At 59.8% G+C, this 19338-nt stretch carries 21 protein-coding genes; 3 read left to right on the top strand and 18 right to left on the bottom strand.

From position 1 onward, the window contains the following. The first annotated feature begins 100 nt into the window (after nucleotides 1-100). Entirely contained in the window at nucleotides 101-733 is a 633-nt protein-coding gene (aat, locus tag AADA15_RS05400) for a leucyl/phenylalanyl-tRNA--protein transferase (RefSeq protein WP_341640516.1), read from the top strand. Here the strand turns inward: aat and AADA15_RS05395 are convergent. The 5 genes from AADA15_RS05395 to AADA15_RS05375 form a co-directional block, all read right to left on the bottom strand. Next, the gene (locus tag AADA15_RS05395) at nucleotides 697-1032 is read right to left on the bottom strand and encodes a DUF2155 domain-containing protein (protein WP_341640583.1); all 336 of its coding nucleotides are present in this window, start codon (nucleotides 1030-1032) and stop codon (nucleotides 697-699) included. The genes aat and AADA15_RS05395 overlap by 37 nt on opposite strands. 41 nt (nucleotides 1033-1073) lie before the next feature. Continuing rightward, the gene (mlaD, locus tag AADA15_RS05390; protein WP_341640515.1) at nucleotides 1074-1538 is read right to left on the bottom strand and encodes an outer membrane lipid asymmetry maintenance protein MlaD; all 465 of its coding nucleotides are present in this window, start codon (nucleotides 1536-1538) and stop codon (nucleotides 1074-1076) included. Between the two features lie 57 nt (nucleotides 1539-1595). Further along, nucleotides 1596-1982, bottom strand: a complete 387-nt coding sequence (locus AADA15_RS05385; RefSeq protein WP_341640514.1) for an NADH:ubiquinone oxidoreductase subunit NDUFA12 — start codon at nucleotides 1980-1982, stop codon at nucleotides 1596-1598. Nucleotides 1983-2094: 112 nt separating this feature from the next. Continuing rightward, on the bottom strand, nucleotides 2095-2631 hold the full coding sequence (locus AADA15_RS05380; RefSeq protein ID WP_341640513.1) for a glyoxalase superfamily protein: 537 nt from the start codon (nucleotides 2629-2631) through the stop codon (nucleotides 2095-2097). A 181-nt stretch (nucleotides 2632-2812) separates the two neighbouring features. Beyond that, entirely contained in the window at nucleotides 2813-3178 is a 366-nt protein-coding gene (locus AADA15_RS05375; RefSeq protein WP_341640582.1) for a RidA family protein, read from the bottom strand. A 209-nt stretch (nucleotides 3179-3387) separates the two neighbouring features. On the opposite strand from AADA15_RS05375, the gene AADA15_RS05370 reads away from it, so the two are divergent. Beyond that, complete coding sequence (locus AADA15_RS05370) at nucleotides 3388-4167, top strand: outer membrane protein (protein ID WP_341640512.1); 780 nt, start codon at nucleotides 3388-3390, stop codon at nucleotides 4165-4167. 89 nt (nucleotides 4168-4256) lie between these two features. Here the strand turns inward: AADA15_RS05370 and AADA15_RS05365 are convergent, their stop codons facing one another. From AADA15_RS05365 to AADA15_RS05355, 3 genes are all read right to left on the bottom strand, one after another. Continuing rightward, complete coding sequence (locus AADA15_RS05365) at nucleotides 4257-4784, bottom strand: hypothetical protein (protein WP_341640511.1); 528 nt, start codon at nucleotides 4782-4784, stop codon at nucleotides 4257-4259. 7 nt (nucleotides 4785-4791) lie between these two features. After that, entirely contained in the window at nucleotides 4792-6057 is a 1266-nt protein-coding gene (clpX, locus tag AADA15_RS05360; protein WP_341640510.1) for an ATP-dependent Clp protease ATP-binding subunit ClpX, read from the bottom strand. Nucleotides 6058-6197: 140 nt separating this feature from the next. After that, a complete protein-coding gene (locus AADA15_RS05355) occupies nucleotides 6198-6830 on the bottom strand; it encodes an ATP-dependent Clp protease proteolytic subunit (protein WP_341640509.1) in 633 nt (210 codons plus the stop codon). A 233-nt stretch (nucleotides 6831-7063) separates the two neighbouring features. Here AADA15_RS05355 and AADA15_RS05350 point away from each other — a divergent pair, with 233 nt between their 5' ends. Further along, the gene (locus AADA15_RS05350) at nucleotides 7064-8071 is read left to right on the top strand and encodes a GlxA family transcriptional regulator (RefSeq protein ID WP_341640508.1); all 1008 of its coding nucleotides are present in this window, start codon (nucleotides 7064-7066) and stop codon (nucleotides 8069-8071) included. A 79-nt stretch (nucleotides 8072-8150) separates the two neighbouring features. Here AADA15_RS05350 and katG read toward each other — a convergent pair whose 3' ends face one another. The 10 genes from katG to soxX form a co-directional block, all read right to left on the bottom strand. Further along, nucleotides 8151-10370, bottom strand: coding sequence for a catalase/peroxidase HPI (gene katG / locus AADA15_RS05345; RefSeq protein WP_341640507.1), 2220 nt, complete (start codon nucleotides 10368-10370; stop codon nucleotides 8151-8153). 415 nt (nucleotides 10371-10785) lie between these two features. After that, nucleotides 10786-12048: an FCSD flavin-binding domain-containing protein gene (locus AADA15_RS05340; RefSeq protein WP_341640506.1), complete on the bottom strand. Its 1263-nt coding sequence runs from the start codon at nucleotides 12046-12048 to the stop codon at nucleotides 10786-10788. Nucleotides 12049-12089: 41 nt separating this feature from the next. Next, complete coding sequence (locus AADA15_RS05335; RefSeq protein ID WP_341640505.1) at nucleotides 12090-12800, bottom strand: c-type cytochrome; 711 nt, start codon at nucleotides 12798-12800, stop codon at nucleotides 12090-12092. Nucleotides 12801-12804: 4 nt separating this feature from the next. Continuing rightward, nucleotides 12805-13854 (bottom strand): c-type cytochrome, encoded by a 1050-nt coding sequence (locus tag AADA15_RS05330; protein WP_341640504.1) that lies wholly within the window; start codon nucleotides 13852-13854, stop codon nucleotides 12805-12807. Next, entirely contained in the window at nucleotides 13838-15121 is a 1284-nt protein-coding gene (gene soxC, locus AADA15_RS05325) for a sulfite dehydrogenase (protein WP_341640503.1), read from the bottom strand. The genes AADA15_RS05330 and soxC overlap by 17 nt, the downstream gene beginning before the upstream one ends. 81 nt (nucleotides 15122-15202) lie before the next feature. Beyond that, nucleotides 15203-16900, bottom strand: a complete 1698-nt coding sequence (gene soxB, locus AADA15_RS05320; RefSeq protein WP_341640502.1) for a thiosulfohydrolase SoxB — start codon at nucleotides 16898-16900, stop codon at nucleotides 15203-15205. 102 nt (nucleotides 16901-17002) lie between these two features. Continuing rightward, on the bottom strand, nucleotides 17003-17854 hold the full coding sequence (gene soxA, locus AADA15_RS05315; RefSeq protein ID WP_341640501.1) for a sulfur oxidation c-type cytochrome SoxA: 852 nt from the start codon (nucleotides 17852-17854) through the stop codon (nucleotides 17003-17005). A 77-nt stretch (nucleotides 17855-17931) separates the two neighbouring features. Further along, on the bottom strand, nucleotides 17932-18261 hold the full coding sequence (gene soxZ, locus AADA15_RS05310) for a thiosulfate oxidation carrier complex protein SoxZ (protein ID WP_341640500.1): 330 nt from the start codon (nucleotides 18259-18261) through the stop codon (nucleotides 17932-17934). 39 nt (nucleotides 18262-18300) lie between these two features. Further along, nucleotides 18301-18717: a thiosulfate oxidation carrier protein SoxY gene (gene soxY / locus AADA15_RS05305; RefSeq protein ID WP_341640499.1), complete on the bottom strand. Its 417-nt coding sequence runs from the start codon at nucleotides 18715-18717 to the stop codon at nucleotides 18301-18303. A 49-nt stretch (nucleotides 18718-18766) separates the two neighbouring features. Continuing rightward, entirely contained in the window at nucleotides 18767-19243 is a 477-nt protein-coding gene (soxX, locus tag AADA15_RS05300) for a sulfur oxidation c-type cytochrome SoxX (RefSeq protein WP_341640498.1), read from the bottom strand. Nucleotides 19244-19338: the final 95 nt, after the last annotated feature.

Below are 19338 nucleotides of genomic sequence, written 5' to 3'. Positions count from 1 at the left end.
GCCCTGCCGGATCCGCCCTTCCCCCCCCTGGAAGAGTGCACCACGACGCGCCGCAAACCCATGCGGCGAAACACTCCAAACGGCAAACGGGGCCGACCTGATGAGCCTTACCCCCGAACTTTTGCTGCATGCCTATTCCATAGGGGTCTTTCCGATGTCGGAACATCGCGACGATCCCGAGATCTTCTGGGTGGACCCCAAACGGCGCGGGATCCTTCCTCTTGATGGGTTTCACATCTCCCGTTCGCTGGCCAAACGGATCCGAAATGGCGGGTTCACTATCACCGTCAATCGCGATTTCAGCGGCGTCGTCGAAGGGTGTGCAGACCGCCCCGACACCTGGATCAATTCCGAGATCTTCGCGCGATACCTGGATCTTCACCGTATGGGCCACGGGCATTCGCTGGAGGTCTGGCACAAGGGACAGCTTGCCGGCGGCGTCTATGGCGTTTCTCTCGGTGGGGCCTTTTTCGGGGAAAGCATGTTCTCGCGGGTTCGGGATGCCTCAAAGGTTGCCCTTGCCTATCTGGTAGACAGGCTTCGGCAGGCCGGTTTTGTCATGTGCGACACCCAGTTCATCACCGCGCACCTGGCCTCACTTGGCGGAATCGAGATCAGCCGCAGGGCCTACCGGGATTTCCTGAGAGAGGCCTTGGATCAGACCGCCGACTTCACGGCCCCCCAGATACCCGAGCCTCACTCGCTTTTGCAGCGGATGACCCAGACATCGTAGCGATTGTGATCCAGCGCATTCAGCGCCGGGCTGGAGGCAATCATCCACCCTTCAAAAAAGACCTCACCATCTTTGGGGCTGCGAATGGTGGCATAGGCATAGGCATCCCCCGTGGGGTTGTCCGCCGGGAAGCGGCAATCCGTCAGGGTCACCAAAAGGCCAAGAATTTCAGCCGTCCCGCCAACGGGAATAGTGACATCCACGGTGCGACCATTGACCTTGTCCAGCCCCCGCATCAGAGCGGCAGAGCCGGACACTGCCCCCTGCGGCTCTTGCCCCCAAAGAGGAGCCGATACCAAGGCAAGCCCGACAGAGCAGACCCGAGCGATCCGGTTCAGGATCACTGCTCGTCCCCGCTGCCGTCATCCCCCCCGGCCACGAATTTGACCAGAAGAGAGATCAGGCTCACGGCGCCTTGCGTGTCGAGGATCTCTTCGCCTGGTTCCAGGTTGAGGGGCGATCCACCCGGCATGATCTCGACAAAGTTGCCGCCCAAGAGACCTTCGGAGGAGATCACCACCGAGCTGTCGTCCGGGATCACGATCCCCTCGCGCACCGTGAAGCTGGTGTCGGCCCGAAAGGTTTCAGGATTGAGTTCGACGCCGGTCACGGTGCCGATCTTGACGCCTGCAAGCCGTACATCAGTGCCGACCGTCACCCCCTCGAGAGAGCGAAAGGAGGCGGTCAGCGGATAGCCCGCCCCACCGCTCGACAGGCCTGCGGCCTGACCGGCATAAATGGCGAAGGCAAGCGCCGCAGCGACCACGACGCCGCCCGCAAGAACCTCTGTGGTATTTTGAGACATATCGTCTGCCTATTTCGATCAATCAGGGCTGACTGCACAGCACATGCGGCAGCCAGGTTATTCTGGCACCCAGGCTTCGTAATCGCTGCGCTGATCCGGCTCGCCAGCGCGGCGGATCGAGCCCGTCGGCGCATAGGCCATAGCCGTGCCGGTCAGGTTCTCCTGATGCGGTTTTTCCCAAGCTTTATGCGCCAGCGGCTTGTCGCTTGGGACCTCATCAAAGGTGCGGTGCAGCCAGCCATGCCAATCCGGGCTCACGCGCGAGGCTTCCGCCTCGCCGTTGAAAATCACCCAGCGGCGGCTGTCATCGGCATTGCGATAGAACACGTTGCCCTGGTCATCCTCGCCAACCTTGGTGCCCTTGCGACGGGTATAAATGGCGGTATTGAGCGTTGAGCCGTTCCACCAGGTCACAGCGCGCAAAAGAGTGTTCAGGATTCCCATGGGTACCTCCGACAGTGTTGACACCGATATGGCGCAATTTGTCGCCAAGGTCCAGTGTCAACGCGGCCATTGGTTGACCATCGGTGTCTGCCCGCCTCCGAATGCCGTCACATCAGTCTTGACCACGCTGTTCGCAAAAGGTGAGCCGGTTCCCGAAGGGATCCGTCAGGTTCACTTCAAGTCCCCAGGGCTGCCGGTCCAGACCCGGTTTGAGGTTCCGATACTCCTTGGATTGAAGTTCGCCATGGAAGGATTTGATCCCTTCGATCCGGATAAAGCTGCGCCCGCCAGGCGTCGCATCGCCATGATGACCGCTGATGTGCAACAGGCACTCGGACCGCGAGATCTGCATGTAGAGCGGTAGATCGTCGGCATGACGATACTGCCATTCGACCGAAAACCCCAGGTAGTCGACATAGAAGTCACGCGCCTGGTCATCGTCAAAGCTGCGAATGATCGGGATTGCGGGCCTGACCAGCGGCCTGGCCTGCCGGGCCAGGATCTGAGCAGAGAGGGTATTCCAATCCGCGACGCCGAATTGTCGCGCCACAAGCTCAAGCGCCTGCGCGTGACTGATGTCAACGCCTTGCGCGGCGAGACCCGCACGCAGGGTTTTGGCCATGGATTTTGAATCGGTGAAATCGCGCATTGCGCCTGTCCCTTTGCAACGGCAGAGACTGAAACGGTGCCCGCATTGCCATTTCCATGCCAAAGCGTATCAGGAAGGCTGTTGTCAAATCACCATGTTCACCAACCGATACCCGGTGCGAGCGGCAGGCCCTGGCAGCCTGCCACATCGCTACAGAACGCCACATGCTGCGTCAAGGTGGTCAGGTCCCTTGCGGAGCCAGGGCTGTTACCTCGATTTCGATGCGGTACTTAGGGTCGATCAACCCGCATTCGATCATGGTGGCGGCAGGAGGGTTGTCACCAAAAGCCTCAGCCAACATCGGCCAGCAGGGCTCGAACTCGGCGGCGTCAGGCAGGTAATAGTTCACCCGCACCACATCCGCAAAAGACGCTCCCGCCTCGGAAAGCGCTTTTTCGATGATCTCCAGTGCCGCACGACATTGAGAAACCACATCTTCACCCTGTCCAACGGTGCCGGCCACGTGCACGAAACCGCCCGCGACGACGGCGCGGCAATAGCCCACTTTCTTTTCAAATTCTCCACCCGACGAAATGCGCCTGATCATCACCTTCTCCATATCCAGACATGCAAGTCCTCATGACCACACTCGGCGCATGTTGCCAAGGCCTGCCAAAGCATCACTTCAAACCTGAAATTTTGACATAAGTGCAACATGAAGCCTCATTATGCCTCTCTGCAGGTATATCCCATTGCGAGTCCTGCTCTGGGGTCCGATTTTACGGCAAGCAACCGCAATCACGGACATCAGACATCATGGCGAACAAAACTCTCGTTCTGGCCGCAGTAGCAGGCTTTTCCATGTCGGTTTCGGCAGCCGCTGCAGACATCTCGGCGCCGTTCTTCGGGGCCTCTCCCTACATCAAAGGTGAGCTTGGCTGGATGAGCCCGGATGGGAGCGGTGGCTTCTGGAACGCGCCGGACCCGACAACGCCCACCGTTTCCTTCAATGTTGACGGCTCGGACGAAGCCTTTGGCTCTCTCGCTTTCGGACTGGATTGGGGAAACGGGCTGCGCGGGGAGCTGGGCCTCTTTGCCACCGGCACCTCTGACGTCACCGGCCCCTGTTCCGGTGCCTCTGACGGCTCGCTCTGCAGCACCCATGCCGATATCACTCAGGCATCGGTTTCGACGCGCGGCGCCATGGCCTCGATCTATTATTCCCCGCTCGAGGCACAGGGCAACAGCGGCGCGTTCCAGCCCTTCTTTGTGGTTGGCCTTGGTGCGGCTGAAAACGACATGGGCAACTGGACCCGTGTGAACCCGTCCGCCACCCGCCCGACACGGACCTTCAGCGGCGACAAGAACGTGGATTTCGCGTGGTCGATCGGGGCGGGCTTCTCTTACGCGGTCAACAACCCCGGCCAATTCCCGATCATCTTGGAAACCTCTCTGCGCTATTTCGACTACGGCAAGGCAGAGGGCGGCTCGACGGTTCTTTCGGACAATGGGAATGGGCCGCGTACACCGTTTACCTTCGACAACAAGGCCACGGTGCTGAGTTTCGCACTGCGGATCCCGCTGCGCCGGAACTGATCCCACGCTCAGAACAGAAAAGTCACCCGCAGCGCCCAGACCGGCCTGCGGGTTTTCTTGTGCCGGGCCTTGCAGCCCAATTGCACCGATCAATCCCCAAAGCGAATGCGAGCGGCAATCCGCCTCTGCTTGCTGTAAAGATGCAAGGTATCCGAATACTGTCTGGACACGAACCATGCACCGGGACTGTAGAGAGTGTCCTTCAATTCAGTGAACAGCGCGGGTGGCCAATACTTGGCGCATAAGTCGATGTTGTCATGGTAATTCACAGGTAGCTCCGCCGCCGACGTTTCGATCCATTCCCCGCCAAACCTCAGGTCCCATGCGATCTCCATATCCTGCCATGTAGGCGGCCGCTCTGGCGTGTCCGGCCCCAAGCGCGCGATGGCATAGGTACAATCCCAGAGTTCGGCATCCCTGGCGTGATAGCGGCGCGTCGCAAGAACCTCTGCCACAGGAAAGCGCCCGGCAAAAACATCACGCGCATAAATCGGATCATATGTCTGGCGGGCCTTTTCGGGCATCCAGGTAAAAAGATACCACCACACCCCATAGAAAAAGGCGAACGTCAGTGCGACGTTCGCCCCTCCGCGCATCAGCGCGAATGCGATCCACATCGGCTATTTATCCAGCCGAGGCGGATTCCTTTTCATCGGCATAGATCATCAAGGGCTGCGCATCCGAATTCACGGCTTCCTCGTTGACCACGACCTTGGTGACATTGCCCATACCAGGCAGTTCGAACATGGTATTGAGCAGGATGTCTTCGAGGATCGAGCGCAGACCACGGGCACCGGTCTTGCGTTCGATCGCCCGCTTGGCGATGGCCAGAAGCGCCTCCTCGGTGAAATCGAGTTCGGTGTCTTCCAGCTCGAACAGGCGCTGGTACTGTTTGATCAGCGCGTTCTTGGGCTTGGTCAGGATGGTGACGAGCGCATCCTCATCCAGATCTTCGAGCGTTGCCAGAACCGGCAGACGGCCGACGAATTCCGGGATCAGGCCGAACTTCAGCAGATCCTCAGGCTCGAGATCCTGGAAAATCTCACCCACACCACGATCGTCATTGTCGCGCACATCGGCGCCAAAGCCCATGGCAGACCCTTTGCCACGTGCAGCAATGATCCGGTCCAGACCGGCAAAGGCGCCGCCACAGATGAACAGGATGTTCGTGGTATCCACCTGCAGGAATTCCTGCTGCGGATGCTTGCGCCCACCCTGAGGCGGAACCGAGGCCACGGTACCTTCCATCAGTTTCAGAAGTGCCTGCTGCACCCCCTCGCCCGAAACATCGCGGGTGATCGACGGATTTTCCGACTTGCGGGTGATCTTGTCGACCTCGTCAATATAGACGATGCCGCGCTGTGCACGCTCGACGTTGTATTCCGAAGCCTGCAGCAGCTTGAGGATGATGTTCTCGACGTCCTCACCGACGTAACCGGCTTCGGTCAGCGTCGTCGCATCCGCCATGGTGAAGGGCACATCCAGAATCCGTGCCAGCGTCTGCGCCAGCAGTGTCTTGCCGCAGCCGGTGGGGCCGATCAGCAGGATGTTGGACTTCGCCAGTTCGATATCGCTGGCCGATTTCTGCGCGTGATTGAGACGCTTGTAGTGGTTGTGTACGGCGACCGACAGAACCCGTTTGGCCGTGGCCTGACCGATCACGTAATCGTCCAGAACCTCACAGATGTCCTTGGGCGTGGGCACACCGTCGGTGGCCTTCAGGCCCGATGCCTTGGTTTCTTCGCGGATGATGTCCATGCACAGCTCGACGCATTCGTCGCAGATGAACACGGTCGGTCCTGCAATCAGCTTTCGCACCTCATGCTGGCTCTTGCCGCAGAAGCTGCAGTAAAGCGTGTTCTTGCTGTCGCCGCTTGAGTTCGTTGCCATGTTCTACCTTTCAGTCCGCTTCGGCGGGAGAGCCCCCGTCCTACCCGCCTTTTTGACAGCTTAAGACACTGCTCAAGCGGTCACAATGTGAAAGTGTGCCCCAAAGGGATAGGGCACACGAGCCCGATGATTTACCGGGCTCAGCTGATATCCTCATCACCCTTGGCACGATTCTCGACGATTTCGTCGATCAGACCAAAGGCTTTTGCCTCTTCGGGCGACATGAAGTTGTCACGCTCGAGGGCGCTTTCGATCCGTTCGTATTCCTGACCGGTGTGCTTGACATAAATCTCATTGAGGCGGCGCTTCAGCTTCAGCGTTTCCTCGGCGTGGATCATGATGTCCGTCGCCTGCCCCTGATAGCCGCCGGAAGGCTGGTGCACCATAACGCGGCTGTTGGGCAGCGAGAACCGCATGCCAGGTTCGCCCGCCGTCAGCAGCAGCGACCCCATGGAAGCCGCCTGCCCGATCACCAGGGTCGACACCTTCGGCTTGATGTACTGCATGGTGTCGTAGATCGACAGACCCGAAGTCACCACACCACCGGGGGAGTTGATGTACATCGAGATTTCCTTGGACGGGTTTTCCGCCTCAAGGTGCAACAGCTGCGCCACGATCAGCGAGCTCATTCCGTCATGAACCGGCCCATTGAGGAAGATGATACGCTCTTTCAGCAGGCGCGAGAAGATATCGTATGCGCGCTCTCCCCGGCTGGTCTGTTCGACCACCATGGGCACCAGAGTGTTCATGTATGTTTCTGTGGGATCAATCATTAGAACCTGCCTGCGTTGGTTTATGTCCGGTATCATACCCGACCATGTATTACCTGAGTCTTAGTGCCGGCCCCAAACGGCTGCAAGAGGCGCACTTAGAATTTACGAAACGCCAAAAGCGGATGCGGCAGCCGGAACACGTCGCAATTCATTGCTTGGCTGTCGCAAATTCCGGGCATCTCTGGGCCAGTCTGGACTAACACATCTATGATCGACCGCCCCGGATCCCTGCCATGACCGATGACAGTTTTGTTCAGAAAGGTGCTGCCGCCAAGCTGGACCTTCCCTTTGACGGGGCGCCGCAGGATTTCTATTTCCTGCTGCTGAACAAAGCCACCATGCTTCCGGTCGCTGCCGCGATAGAGCCTTTGCGGATCGCCAACCAGGTGACCAATACACGCCTCTACCGTTGGTTCGTGATGACCGAGGATGGGGCGCCGATCCGCTGCTCCAACGGGATGACCATCACGCCCGACATGGCGCTGCGCCCTCTGCCGACGGACAGCCTGGGATTTGTCTGCGCTGGCGTTGAGCCCCATAGCAGCGCCGGAGAGGCAACGCTCAACTGGCTGCGCCGCGAAAGCCGGTTTGGCCGTTCCATCGGTGGTATTTGCACCGGGGCCTTTGCCCTCGCTCAGGCCGGTTTGATCAAGGATCAGGCCTTTACCCTGCATTGGGAAAATCAGCCGGGTTTCATCGAGCGTTTTCCGCGCCTAACCCCCACCGGCAATACGTTCGAGATTTCGGGTTCCCTGATGACCTGCGGCGGCGGCAATGCGGCGACGGACCTGATGCTGAACCTCATCGAAGCCCGCCACGGCAAACAGCTTGCCATCATCGTGGCGGACATGTGCCTGCATGTGCGCTCCGGGGGGCAGGCCGCACCGCAGAAATCGAACTTTGCAGTCGCCATCGGCAGCCGCAATCAGCGGCTTCTGAATGCCTTGCAACTGATGCAGGAAGCCATCGAGGAACCCTTGCAGATCAGTGACCTATGCACACGGCTCGATATCTCGCGCCGCCAGCTGGAGCGGCTTTTCTCGCGCTATCTCGACCAAAGTCCGATGCAGGTCTATTGCGACATGCGCCTCAGCCATGCCTTTGCGCTGATGAATGAAACCTCGATGTCGGTGACGGAAATCGCGCTGGCTTCGGGCTTCAACAGCACCACGCATTTCTCGCGCCAGTTCAAACGCAAGTTCGGCGCCAGCCCGCATTTCTTCCGCAAGGGCTGGTCCTGAACCCAGATTTCCAGGCAGGGCTTTTCAAAAGAAACGCCCCGGCACAAGGCCGGGGCGTTCGAGTGATCTTTGAACCGGGTCAGGCCAGATCGAAGCGATCCGCGTTCATCACCTTGGTCCAGGCGGCAACGAAGTCATTGACGAACTTGTTACCGTTGTCGGACTGGGCGTAAACCTCGGCCAGGGCCCGCAGTTGCGAGTTGGAGCCGAACACCAGATCGCAGCGGGTCGCGGTCCATTTGACCTCACCGCTGGCGCGGTCGCGGCCCTCGAACTCCTGGGCGTCTTCGGAGACCGGCTTCCATTCGGTTGCCATATCCAGAACGTTGACAAAGAAGTCGTTTGTCAGGGTTTCCGGGCGATCCGTGAAGACGCCGTGCCGTGTCTGACCCACATTGGTGTTCAACACCCGCAGGCCACCGACCAGAGCGGTCATTTCCGGTGCGGTCAGGGTCAGAAGCTGTGCCTTGTCGAGCATCATTTCTTCAGGCGCCACCGTGAAACGGGTCTTCTGATAGTTGCGGAAACCATCGGAAACCGGCTCCAGCACCTCGAAGGCCTCCACATCGGTCTGCTCGGCACTTGCGTCCATGCGGCCCGGAGTGAAGGGCACTTCGATGTCCTGACCGGCTGCCTTGGCTGCCTGTTCGATCCCGACAGAGCCGCCAAGGACGATCAGATCCGCCAGCGACACCTTCTTGCCGTCCGTACGCTCGGCATTGAAGTAACCCTGGATGCCTTCCAGAACACCCAGCACGCGGGCCAGCTGTTCGGGCTGGTTGGCTTCCCAGTCCTTTTGCGGCGCCAGGCGGATGCGGGCGCCATTGGCACCACCGCGCATGTCAGAGCCGCGGAAGGTAGAGGCCGAAGCCCAGGCAGTCGAGACCAGCTCAGGAATGGTCAGGCCGCTTTCGGCGATTTTCGCTTTCAGCTCGGCGATGTCGGCCGCCTCGATCAGGGCATGATCCACCGGTGGGATCGGATCCTGCCAGATCAGGTCCTCGGCCGGAACCTCATCGCCCAGGTAGCGCGATTTCGGGCCCATGTCACGGTGGGTCAGCTTGAACCAGGCACGGGCAAAGGCATCGGCGAACTGATCCGGGTTCGCATGGAAGCGGCGCGAGATCTTCTCATAGGCCGGGTCCATGCGCATCGCCATGTCCGCGGTGGACATGAAGATCGGGACCTTCTTCGAAGGATCTTCCGGGTCGGGCGCCATGTCCTCTTCCTGGATGTCCTTCGGCGTCCAGACCCAGGCACCGGCAGGGCTTTTGACCTTTTCCCACTCGTATTTGAACAAGACGTCGAAATAGCCGTTGTCCCACTGGATCGGGTTCGAGGTCCAGGCACCTTCCAGGCCCGAGGTGATGGTGTCACGGCCCTTGCCGGACTTGTAGCTGCTCATCCAGCCAAATCCCATGGCCTCCATCGGGGCGGCTTCGGGCTCGGGGCCGACATGGGCGGCATCGCCTGCACCGTGCATCTTGCCAAAGGTGTGACCGCCTGCCGTCAGGGCGACGGTTTCCTCGTCATTCATGGCCATACGGGCGAAGGTCTCGCGGATGTCACGGGCCGACAGCAGCGGATCCGGGTTCCCGTCCGGACCTTCCGGGTTCACGTAGATCAGGCCCATTTGCACGGCAGCCAGCGGGTTCTCCAGGTCACGATCGCCCGAGTAACGGCTGTTTTCCTTGTCGGAGGTGGCGAGCCACTCTTCCTCGGCGCCCCAGTAGATGTCTTCTTCCGGCTCCCACACGTCGGCACGGCCACCGGCAAAACCGAAGGTCTTGAAGCCCATGGATTCCAGCGCGCAGTTGCCCGCCAGGATCATCAGGTCGGCCCAGGAAATCTGGTTACCGTACTTCTGCTTGATCGGCCACAGCAGGCGACGTGCCTTGTCGAGGTTGCCGTTGTCAGGCCAGCTGTTCAGCGGCGCGAAACGCTGCTGGCCGGTGCCTGCGCCCCCGCGACCATCGCCGGTCCTGTAGGTGCCTGCACTGTGCCAGGCCATACGAATGAACAGACCGCCATAATGGCCGTAATCCGCCGGCCACCAGTCCTGGCTGTCTGTCATCAGGGCATAAAGGTCTTCTTTCAGCGCCTTGAGGTCGAGCTTCTTGAATTCCTCGGCATAGTCAAATGCCTGCCCCATCGGGTCGGACTTGGCCGAGTTCTGATGCAGGATCCGCAGGTTCAGCTGGTTCGGCCACCAGTCGCTGTTGACGCGCGCGCCAAAAGTCGTTGTCCCGCCGTGCATGACAGGACATTTGCCGCCGCCAGGAATATCGTTTCCGTCCATTTCTCTCTCCGATCAAAGCTACGTTTCGTATCTGTCGTGGCGCGAAGACTATGCTGGACGACGCCCAGCATCGGCCTTCCTTCAGGAAAGAGTGCTGTATCGGCGATCTTTATGCTGCATCCTGCAGGGACGCGTCCCACACAAGATCCAGTGCTGATCGCAATCGGCCTGTCTGCTGAACGGCATAGAGTATCGCGGAACATGCCAACACAGATAGAATCGAGCCGAAGAACACTCCCTCCCTTAACCTAGAAACATTCTAACCAAGCCGCATAATAAAAATAAGTTATTTTTACTGATCACAACTATAGCCAAACACTATCAATCTGCGATCTCCCCCTCTGGTGGCTGGACAACGAACAGGGGCGCCCGTTCGGACGCCCCTGAAACATGCCATCCACAATGAAACGTCGGCTTAGCCAAACATGTCCTTTGTGATACCGGCGTACCAGCCGATGCTTTCCTCATAGGTGGCCTGACGCAGTTCGGCGTTTTCACCGGTCTGGGAGATGAATCCATCGACCTTGGCAATCTTCTCTTCGGTGGCCTCGTAGGTCGCGCCAACCTTCACACCATCGTTGGTGTCGATCAGCGACCAGCAGGTATTCGAGAACTTGGCCGGGAACATCTTGGATCCGGTCAGCGCAGCACGCACCGCCATTGCCGCCACCTTGGCCTGGCTATTGGCGGAAAAGCCCGATTTCGGCATGTCGCCTTGCGCACAGGCATCGCCCAGCACGTGGATGTTCTCATCAACCCGGCTTTGCATGGTGCGACCGTCCACCGGCGCCCAGTTGCCTTCGGTGATCCCGGCCATCTCGCAGATGCGGCCCGCCTTCATCGCAGGGATGACGTTGCAGGCATCCGCCTTGACCTCTTCGCCGTCGATCATGACGGTCATGGCCTCGGGATTGACCGATACATTGCCGCCGCCGAATTCCGCTCCGATCCAGTCAATCATGCCGTCATAATGATTGGCCCAGCCTTCCTGAAAGAGCGCCATCTTCGAAAACTTTGGCTTTGGATCGGCGACGATGATCTTGGCCGTCGGGTTCTTTGCCTTCAGGACATGCGCCACCATGGATACCCGCTCATAAGGTCCGGGCGGGCAGCGATAGGGGTTGGGCGGCGCGACCATGACAAAGGTGCCGCCCTCGGGCATCGCTTCGATCTGCGCCTTGAGGAGTTCCGATTGAGACCCCGCCTTATAGGCATGGGGCATCTTGTTCTGAGCGCTGACGTCCCAGCCTTCAACTGCACCATCGACGAAATCGATGCCCGGCGACAGGATCAGCCGGTCATAGGGCAGCGAAGCGCCCCCGGCGAGGCTGACGGTGCGCGCCTCGCGGTCGATCCCGGTGGCCCAGTCATGTACCACGTTGATGCCGTAATCGCTGGCAAGGGTTCCATAGCTATGCGCGATGCTGGACAACTCGCGAAATCCCCCGATGTAGAGGTTCGAGAAGAAACAGGTGTAATAGCTGCGGCTTGGCTCGACCAGGGTGACGTCGATCGCCCCCTTCGCCCCCTTGGCAATATATCGGGCCGCAGTCGCGCCGCCTGCGCCGCCGCCGATCACCACCACGCGCGGGCGCGCCTGCCCCAGGACTGCGGGCGCCTGCAAGGCCGCGGCAGCAGCTACGCCAGCCCCAAGGAAACTGCGTCTGTCGATTGTCATTTGTTTTTCTCCTCCCTTTGAAAACAAAAAGCGCCGGAGCATCACTCCAGCGCGGCAAAATAGGCGGCCAATGCGGCTATTTCCTCATCCGCAAGCCGTCCGGCCATCATCTGCATCACCGGATGTGGCCTGATCTTTTGCTTGTAGGCATGCATGGCCGTGACAAAATCCTCCTCCAGCCAACCCGTAATCACCGGAATGCCTTCATAGTCCCCGCCAATCTGGTGACAGGTGGTACATTCGGTCGACAGGTACTCGCCGTATTCCGGATCTCCTTCAATGGACAGGATTGCCTCATCAAGTTCGATCTCCCGCTTCAGGGCCGTGGGGGCTGCTTCGGGGATGTCCTGTGGACTGGCCGAGAACTGGCGCAGATAGGCCAGGACATCACGGCGGTCCTGCGGGTCCTTGATGCCGCGGAAACTCATCCTTGTGCCACTGACCAGCGCCTTTGGATTTTCGATATAGGCATCGAGCCTTTCGAGATCCCAAACAAGGCCATCGCGCCGTGCGCGAATGATCCCCTTGGAATACTTGAAGTCCTCAAACCCCGCTGCAGGACGATCGAAAATACCGTTCAGATGCGGACCAACGCGGTGCTTCGCCCCCTGCCCTACGTCGTGACAAACAGAACAGGCGCGGAATATTTCCGCGCCTCTCTCTGCATCGCCAATCTGAACGGCAACCTCATCAGATCCTGCCGCGCCCGAGAGCGCGGCAAAGACCGCAAAGGTTGTTATCCAGATCCTCATGGCATCATCCGTCGAAGGATTTCAGGTATGCAATCACCGCTTCGATATCCTCTTCCTTTTTCAGGCCGGCAAAGGACATCTTGGTCTTCTTCATATAGGCTTTCGGTTTTTCAAGGAAGGCCGCAAGCTCCTCTTCGCTCCACACGAGTCCGTCTTGCCCCGCACCTTCCATCGCCTTGGAATAGCGGAAACCTTCGACCGCCCCCGCAGTCGCGCCGACAATACCATTCAGAACCGGACCGGTCTTGTTCTTGGCCTTGTCACCGACCTGGTGGCAGGATTTGCACTTCTTGAAGACCTTTTCACCTTCGGCCACGAGTTCCGGATCGAGCGCCGCAACCTCGGCAGCGGGCTCGGCGGCGGGCTCGGCTGCAGCTTCTTCAACACCCGCCTCAGCGCTTTCTGCCGGAGGCACCGAGCCGGTCTCATCCGGGGTCACGTCAAGAACCGCAGCCCGCATCGTGATCTCCACGGTGTCCTTGCAGTTTTCCATGCAAGGGGTATCGGTCCAGAAATGCGCCTCGGTGGTCAGGCGATCATCAATGATGAACCCGTCGGCGTTGGGCAGTTCCACATCCTTGAAGGTCTCGTTCGACAGGGTGAATTCTTCATCCACCAGGTCGTTGGAGTAGAGGATATAGGCCACGATGGCATAGACCTCATCCGGGGTCAGGGTCTGCGCCGCACCGAAGGGCATCGAGCGGTTCACGTAGTCCCAGGCGGTGGACAGATGCGGCCAGTAGGAGCCGACCGTCTTCAGAGGATCCTCATGGTCCAGCGTCCCTGCACCGCCAGCCAGTTTGGGCCAGTTGTCCACACCTTCGGCAAAGTCACCGTGGCAGATGGCACATTTCTCTGCAAAGACCTCTTCCCCGGTCAGCACATCGCCCGAGCCCGCGGGCAGTCCGGTGCCATCAGGGCTGACATCGAGATCCCATGCCGCGATTTCTTCGGGCAGCGCCGGGCGGCCCAATCCGAATTTTTCTGCATAAGCAGGCGCCGCCAGGGCAGCTGCCATTGCGGTTGCTGCGATCAGATTAGGAAACTTCGACATTTTCCGCCTCTCCGTTTGCCTTCACCCACCAGGTTTGGATGGCATTGTTGTGATAGATCGAGTTCAGGCCGCGCACCTCGCGCAGCTGCGCCTTGGTCGGCTGCACGTAACCGGAACTGTCGCGGGCGCGGCTTTGCAGGAACATCTCCTGACCGTCCCAGTTGATATCGAGATAAAAGCGCGTCAGCGCCTTGTCGGTGCCAGGCGCCGCGAGGCGTGCCTCACTCCAGGTCTTGCCGCCATCGATGGAGACATCGACGCCGGTGATGGTGCCGCGACCGGACCAGGCCAGACCGGTGATGACCAGCGGACCCTTGCCATGGGTGATCGGCGACTGCGGGCTGGGGCTGGTGACAACGGATTTGGCATCCATTTCCCAGGTCCACTTGCGGCTGGTGCCGTCTTCCAGCGTGTCGGTGTACTTCGAGGTTTCCTCGCGGGATTCGACCGGGCCATCCATCACTTCGATCCGGCGCAGCCATTTCACCCACATGTTGCCTTCCCAACCGGGAACAACCAGGCGCACCGGATAGCCGTGCTCTTTGCGCAGGGCTTCACCGTTTGCCTTGAAGGCGACCAGAACGTCGTCCAGTGCCTTTTCCATCGGGATCGAGCGGCCGTTGGACGACGCATCCGCGCCTTCCACGTAGACCCACTTGTCCTTGAGATCGCCCGCAGCGTCCAAGCCTGCCTCTTGCAGAAGCGTGCGCAGGGAAACGCCCGAGTATTCCATGTTGTGGATCATGCCGTGGGTGAACTGAGCGCCGTTCAGCTGGGCACCAGCCCATTCCATGCCTGAGTTTGCCGCGCATTCGCAGAAGTAGACATGGTTCTCGCGCGGGAAACGCTCCAGATCCGCGTAAGAGAAGACCAGCGGCGTGTCGACCAGACCGTTGATCATCAGGCGGTAGTCTTCCTTCTTCAGCTCGATCGCACCCGAATGGTGACGCTCAAAGGCGCAGCCCTGGGGCGTGATGGTGCCGTCCAGCGCGTGGATCGGGGTGAAGTTGATCGAAGAGATCGTATCGGCGGTCAGCCATTCCACGTTGCGGCGGATCACATCCGATTCATAGCTGATCGGCAGACCATAGGGGGTGGCATCCACGCCATCGCCCAGACCGCTGGCCCATTCCTGGACCTCGGTGATCAGCGGGTCAGGACCCGCTGCCTGGGCCGCGCCCGCAACCGCGCTGCCAGCCCCGGCTGCTGCCGCACCTGCCAGAAACTGACGGCGCGAGGGGGTGAAACCCTTTGAATTATCGCTCATCTTGTTCATGCCTCCGTATAAAGACGAGATCCGCTCCCGGTTCTCATCGGCGCAAAGTTTGCCCGGAAGACGGTCGGGCCCTTAGGCCCCGACCACCTTGACCGAGTTATTCGGGGTCACCGTGACGGTACCCATTTTCTTGATGTGGTTTTCGACGACATCCCAGATCTGCGGTCCTTCGGTGCCCTCGTTGACGCTGGCCCAGCCAGCCACAACGTAGGATTTGCTCGGATCGATCGCCTCTCCGGTCTTCAGCAGTGTCATCTCGCTAATGCGCTCGCCCTGCGGCTTGGTGATGTCGATGCGGTAGCCCATGCCACCGATCCGCACCATGTCGCCGCCCTGCTGGTAGTAGGGGTCCGGGTTGAAGATGTTGTCGGCAACGTCTTCGAGGATCACCTTGATGAATTCCCCCGTCATCTCGGTACGGTAGGCTGCACCGTAAGACATGGAGGTAACATTCCAGATATCTTCGCGGGTGATCTCATCGCCCGGGATCAGCGACGGCCCCCAGCGCACACCGGGCGACATGGCGATATCGGCTTCGCGCTCACTCAGCAGCGCATCGCAGATCAGGTCATCCCAGGTACCGTTGAAATTGCCGCGACGATAAAGGAGCGAGTCGGTCTGGCCGATCACCTCTTCCAGCTCAGCCTTGAAGGGGGCGCGCTGCTCGTCGATCAGCTTGGAGATCACCGGATCGGGCGCGATCACATCAGAGAAAATCGGGATCAGCTTGTGCTTGAGGCCCATCATCTGACCATCGCGCACGTCCAGATCCACGCGGGAGACGAATTTGCCGTTGGACCCGGAGGCGATGATATGGGTCTTGCCCACCAGAACCGGCTCGGGCAGCGCATCGTGTGTGTGACCCGACAGGATCACGTCGATGCCGGTGACGACGCTGGCCATCTTCTTGTCCACGTCAAACCCGTTGTGCGACAGGACGACTACGACATCGGCGCCCGCCTCGCGAACCTCGTCCACCATGGCCTGCATGTTCTCGTCCCGGATCCCGAAGGAGTATTCAGGGAACATCCAGCCGGGATTCGCGATCGGCATATAGGGGAAGGCCTGACCGATCACCGCGACCTTGGCGCCGCCACGGTCAAAGAACTTGTAAGGCTTGAAGAGTTCCGCCGGCTCATCCCATTCGGCGTCAAAGATATTCTGACCAAGGGCGGCAAAGGGCAGTCCTTCGACGATTTCCTGAACACGTTCGGACCCCAGTGTGAACTCCCAGTGGAAGGTCATGGCGTCAGGTTTCAGAGCATTCATCACGTTGACCATGTCCTGACCTTCGGTCTTGTAGCAGGTCATGGAGCCGTGCCAGGTATCGCCGCCATCCAGCAAAAGCGCATCGGGGCGATCCGCGCGGATAGCGTTGATGACTGTCGACATGCGGTCCAGACCGCCAACGCGCCCGTACCCTTTGGCGAGGGAGGAAAAATCGTCATAGGTGAGCGCGTAAGCGGACGGGCTGCCATCGGCAATGCCATAGGCCTTGCGGAAGTCGGCACCGGTGATATGCGGAACCTGACCCTTGTTCGCGCCAACCCCGAGGTTGATCGAGGGCTCGCGGAAATAGATCGGCTTCAGCTGTGCGTGAATGTCGGTGACATGGATGATGCTGATGTTGCCGAAGGTATCGAACTCCAGCAACTGGTCCTGTGTCAGGCTTTGCTGCGCCGCAAGACGCCCCCAATTGCCAAAACCGGATGCCCCGACCAGGGCAGAGGCGGCCATCGAAACCTGCAGAAAATCACGGCGCGAGATCATGTTACTCTGATATCCTGTGTAAACATACGACATATTCGCATGTATGAATGTTAAAGAGGCGAAACACCCCGTGCCATGAAGATGACACGGGGTACTTCGGGTTTAGTTACGGACAGACGGGCCTTCGACCGACAGGCCGTTGCCGCGCGAGGCGACATAGAGTTCCAGTGCAACGAATTCAGCCGAGCCGGGCTTGTAGGTTTCGGCGCGGGTGTCACGCACACAGCCTTTGAAACGCGCGTGAACGGTGTTCAGCTTGGCGTTCTTCAGGCGATAGGTGGGGAAGCCGTTGATCTGGCCCTGGCTGAGGTGATCCGCACGGATCATCATGCCATAGCTGTCTTCGTGGCAGTTGGCGCAGGACAGTTCCAGCTGGCCAGTGCGCGTATAGTACAGTTCCTTGCCCTGTTCCCAGGTCGCCTGAACCGGACCGTCGATGGCCACATTGACGGGCATGCCGCGCGACTGGACAGAGATCAGAGCCTCCATCGCGCCCATGTCACCACCGTCGTATTTCCACGCCTTCGCGCCCATCTGGTTCTCGCGGCAGTCGTTGATCTGCATCGCCAGAGTGCGCACTTCACCGGCCTCTTCGTTCCACTTCGGATAGACCGCGCGCACGCCCTTCATGCTGGTCTCGACATCCTCATGACAAGACGCACAGGACTTGCCTTCAGAGCCGTCAGCCGCATTCCATGCGTCCATGGCTTGATCGACGAAAACCATCGCCGGGTTTTCGAAGTCATCCATTTGCAGCGCCTGGGTTTCGTCCGAGCGGAAGTGCCAGCCCGACATGACCTCGTCCATCACATCCGACAGGTGCGCCGGAGCGGCAGCCTTGGTGATCATCTCGATCTCGTCGTTCACCACCAGCGTGTCATCGTCCGGCTCCGCAAAGGCGGCCATCGGCAGGGTCAGCGCAGCGGCGATGGCAGTCATTGCCTTATAGTTCATTCCATATCCTCCCTTGGGTATCCACCTCGCCCACCGGAGTGGCGGACGAGGCGCTTGCCTTTGAGATCCGGACGGGATCAGGCGATCTTGATCGACTTGGAGTCGTCGTAGACCGACCCGTCATCATCGTACCAGGTGAATTTGAAGTCACCCGCTTCGGGCACGGTCGCCTCGAATTCGATGTAGGGGTTGGTCGAAATCGCCGGCTCCATCGTCACGTCGATCACCATGGCGCCGTTAAACTCGCAAGTGAAACGGTTGATGATCGAACGCGGAATGACGTTGCCTTCCTTGTCCTTGCGCTGGCCGCTTTCCATGTTGTGGCTGATCAGCGTCTTGATGGTGACGGCTTCGCCAGCAGCGGCGCTCTTCGGGACCTTGACGCGGGGTTTTACACCGGATGCCATGTCTTATCTCCTTGAATGCGGAACGGAATGCGGAGGCGATCAGCCGCCGCAGCCGCCGATGGTCACTTTCACAGCGGCGCTTGCCTTGGCAAAGCTGCCGTCTGCGAGTTTCGCAATGGCCACAACGTCCTGCGTACCTGCCAGACGGATCCGGGTGGATGCGGTTTGGCTGGCGGCGCCGGGGCCGAAGTTGAATGTTGCAACGCCCGGCGTCGGGTTTCCGGTGGCCAGAACCAAGATCGCGGTCGCGCCCGGGGCGTTCACCGATATCGGCACCGTGTTGCCGTTCTCGGCAATCTCGGGCGCGGTCAGTTCGACACCGCTGTCGGCCAGATCGGCACCGCCGGTGAACTCGGCGATCTTATCCTCTGCCGACGCACTTACGCGGAACGGCAGAACCGTCAGCACGGCGGCGCCCAGGCCCATGGCCAAGGTCTCGCGACGTGAGAACTCCATCATTTGTCTCCTTTGACTTCGCTCGGACAATCGGCAAGGTGCCGCTGTCTCACTCTTCCTTCAACGTCGCGAGGAACGCGACGACATCTTCGATTTCCTGCGCCGTCAGAATCGGCGGCAGGGGCTCGGTGCCCGCCTTGCCCGTGTAGGCATCACCGGGACGGGTGAACCCGTCGACCTTGTAGAAGGCAGGCATCATCGTGCCTTCAAAGGTCATCTTCGCATTTGCCACCAGGCCACGCAGCTCGGCTTCGGTCCAGCGATCCGCCGCGCCATCAAGGCTCGGACCGATCTCACCGTGGAACGGCACATCGGACAGGGCGGTCACCGCATGACAGGCCACGCAGTTGCCCTTGGAGCGCTTCCCGACGATGGTCGCACCGTTTGCCGCATCGCCGGCAACTCCGGTCAACGATTCGGCAATGGCGCCGTCTTCGTCAAACTTCACATCCTTCGGCGCGACTTCGCCCGCCTGCGACATGGTCCCGGCCAGACACATGGCCAGTGTCAGAGATAGTCTCTTCATGGTTCCTCCCGTTGGCTGCCACTTACGGTGGCCTGCTTAGCTATTGCATACCGTAGGCCACCGAAGGCCCTAGACGCAACAACAAATTCATTAAT

The sequence above is a fragment of the Phycobacter sedimenti genome (assembly GCF_038148855.1).
Classification (GTDB): Bacteria; Pseudomonadota; Alphaproteobacteria; order Rhodobacterales; family Rhodobacteraceae; genus Phycobacter; species Phycobacter sedimenti.
The sequence above is the reverse complement of the archived record's forward strand: the minus strand, read 5'-3'. Positions and strand labels throughout refer to the sequence as shown.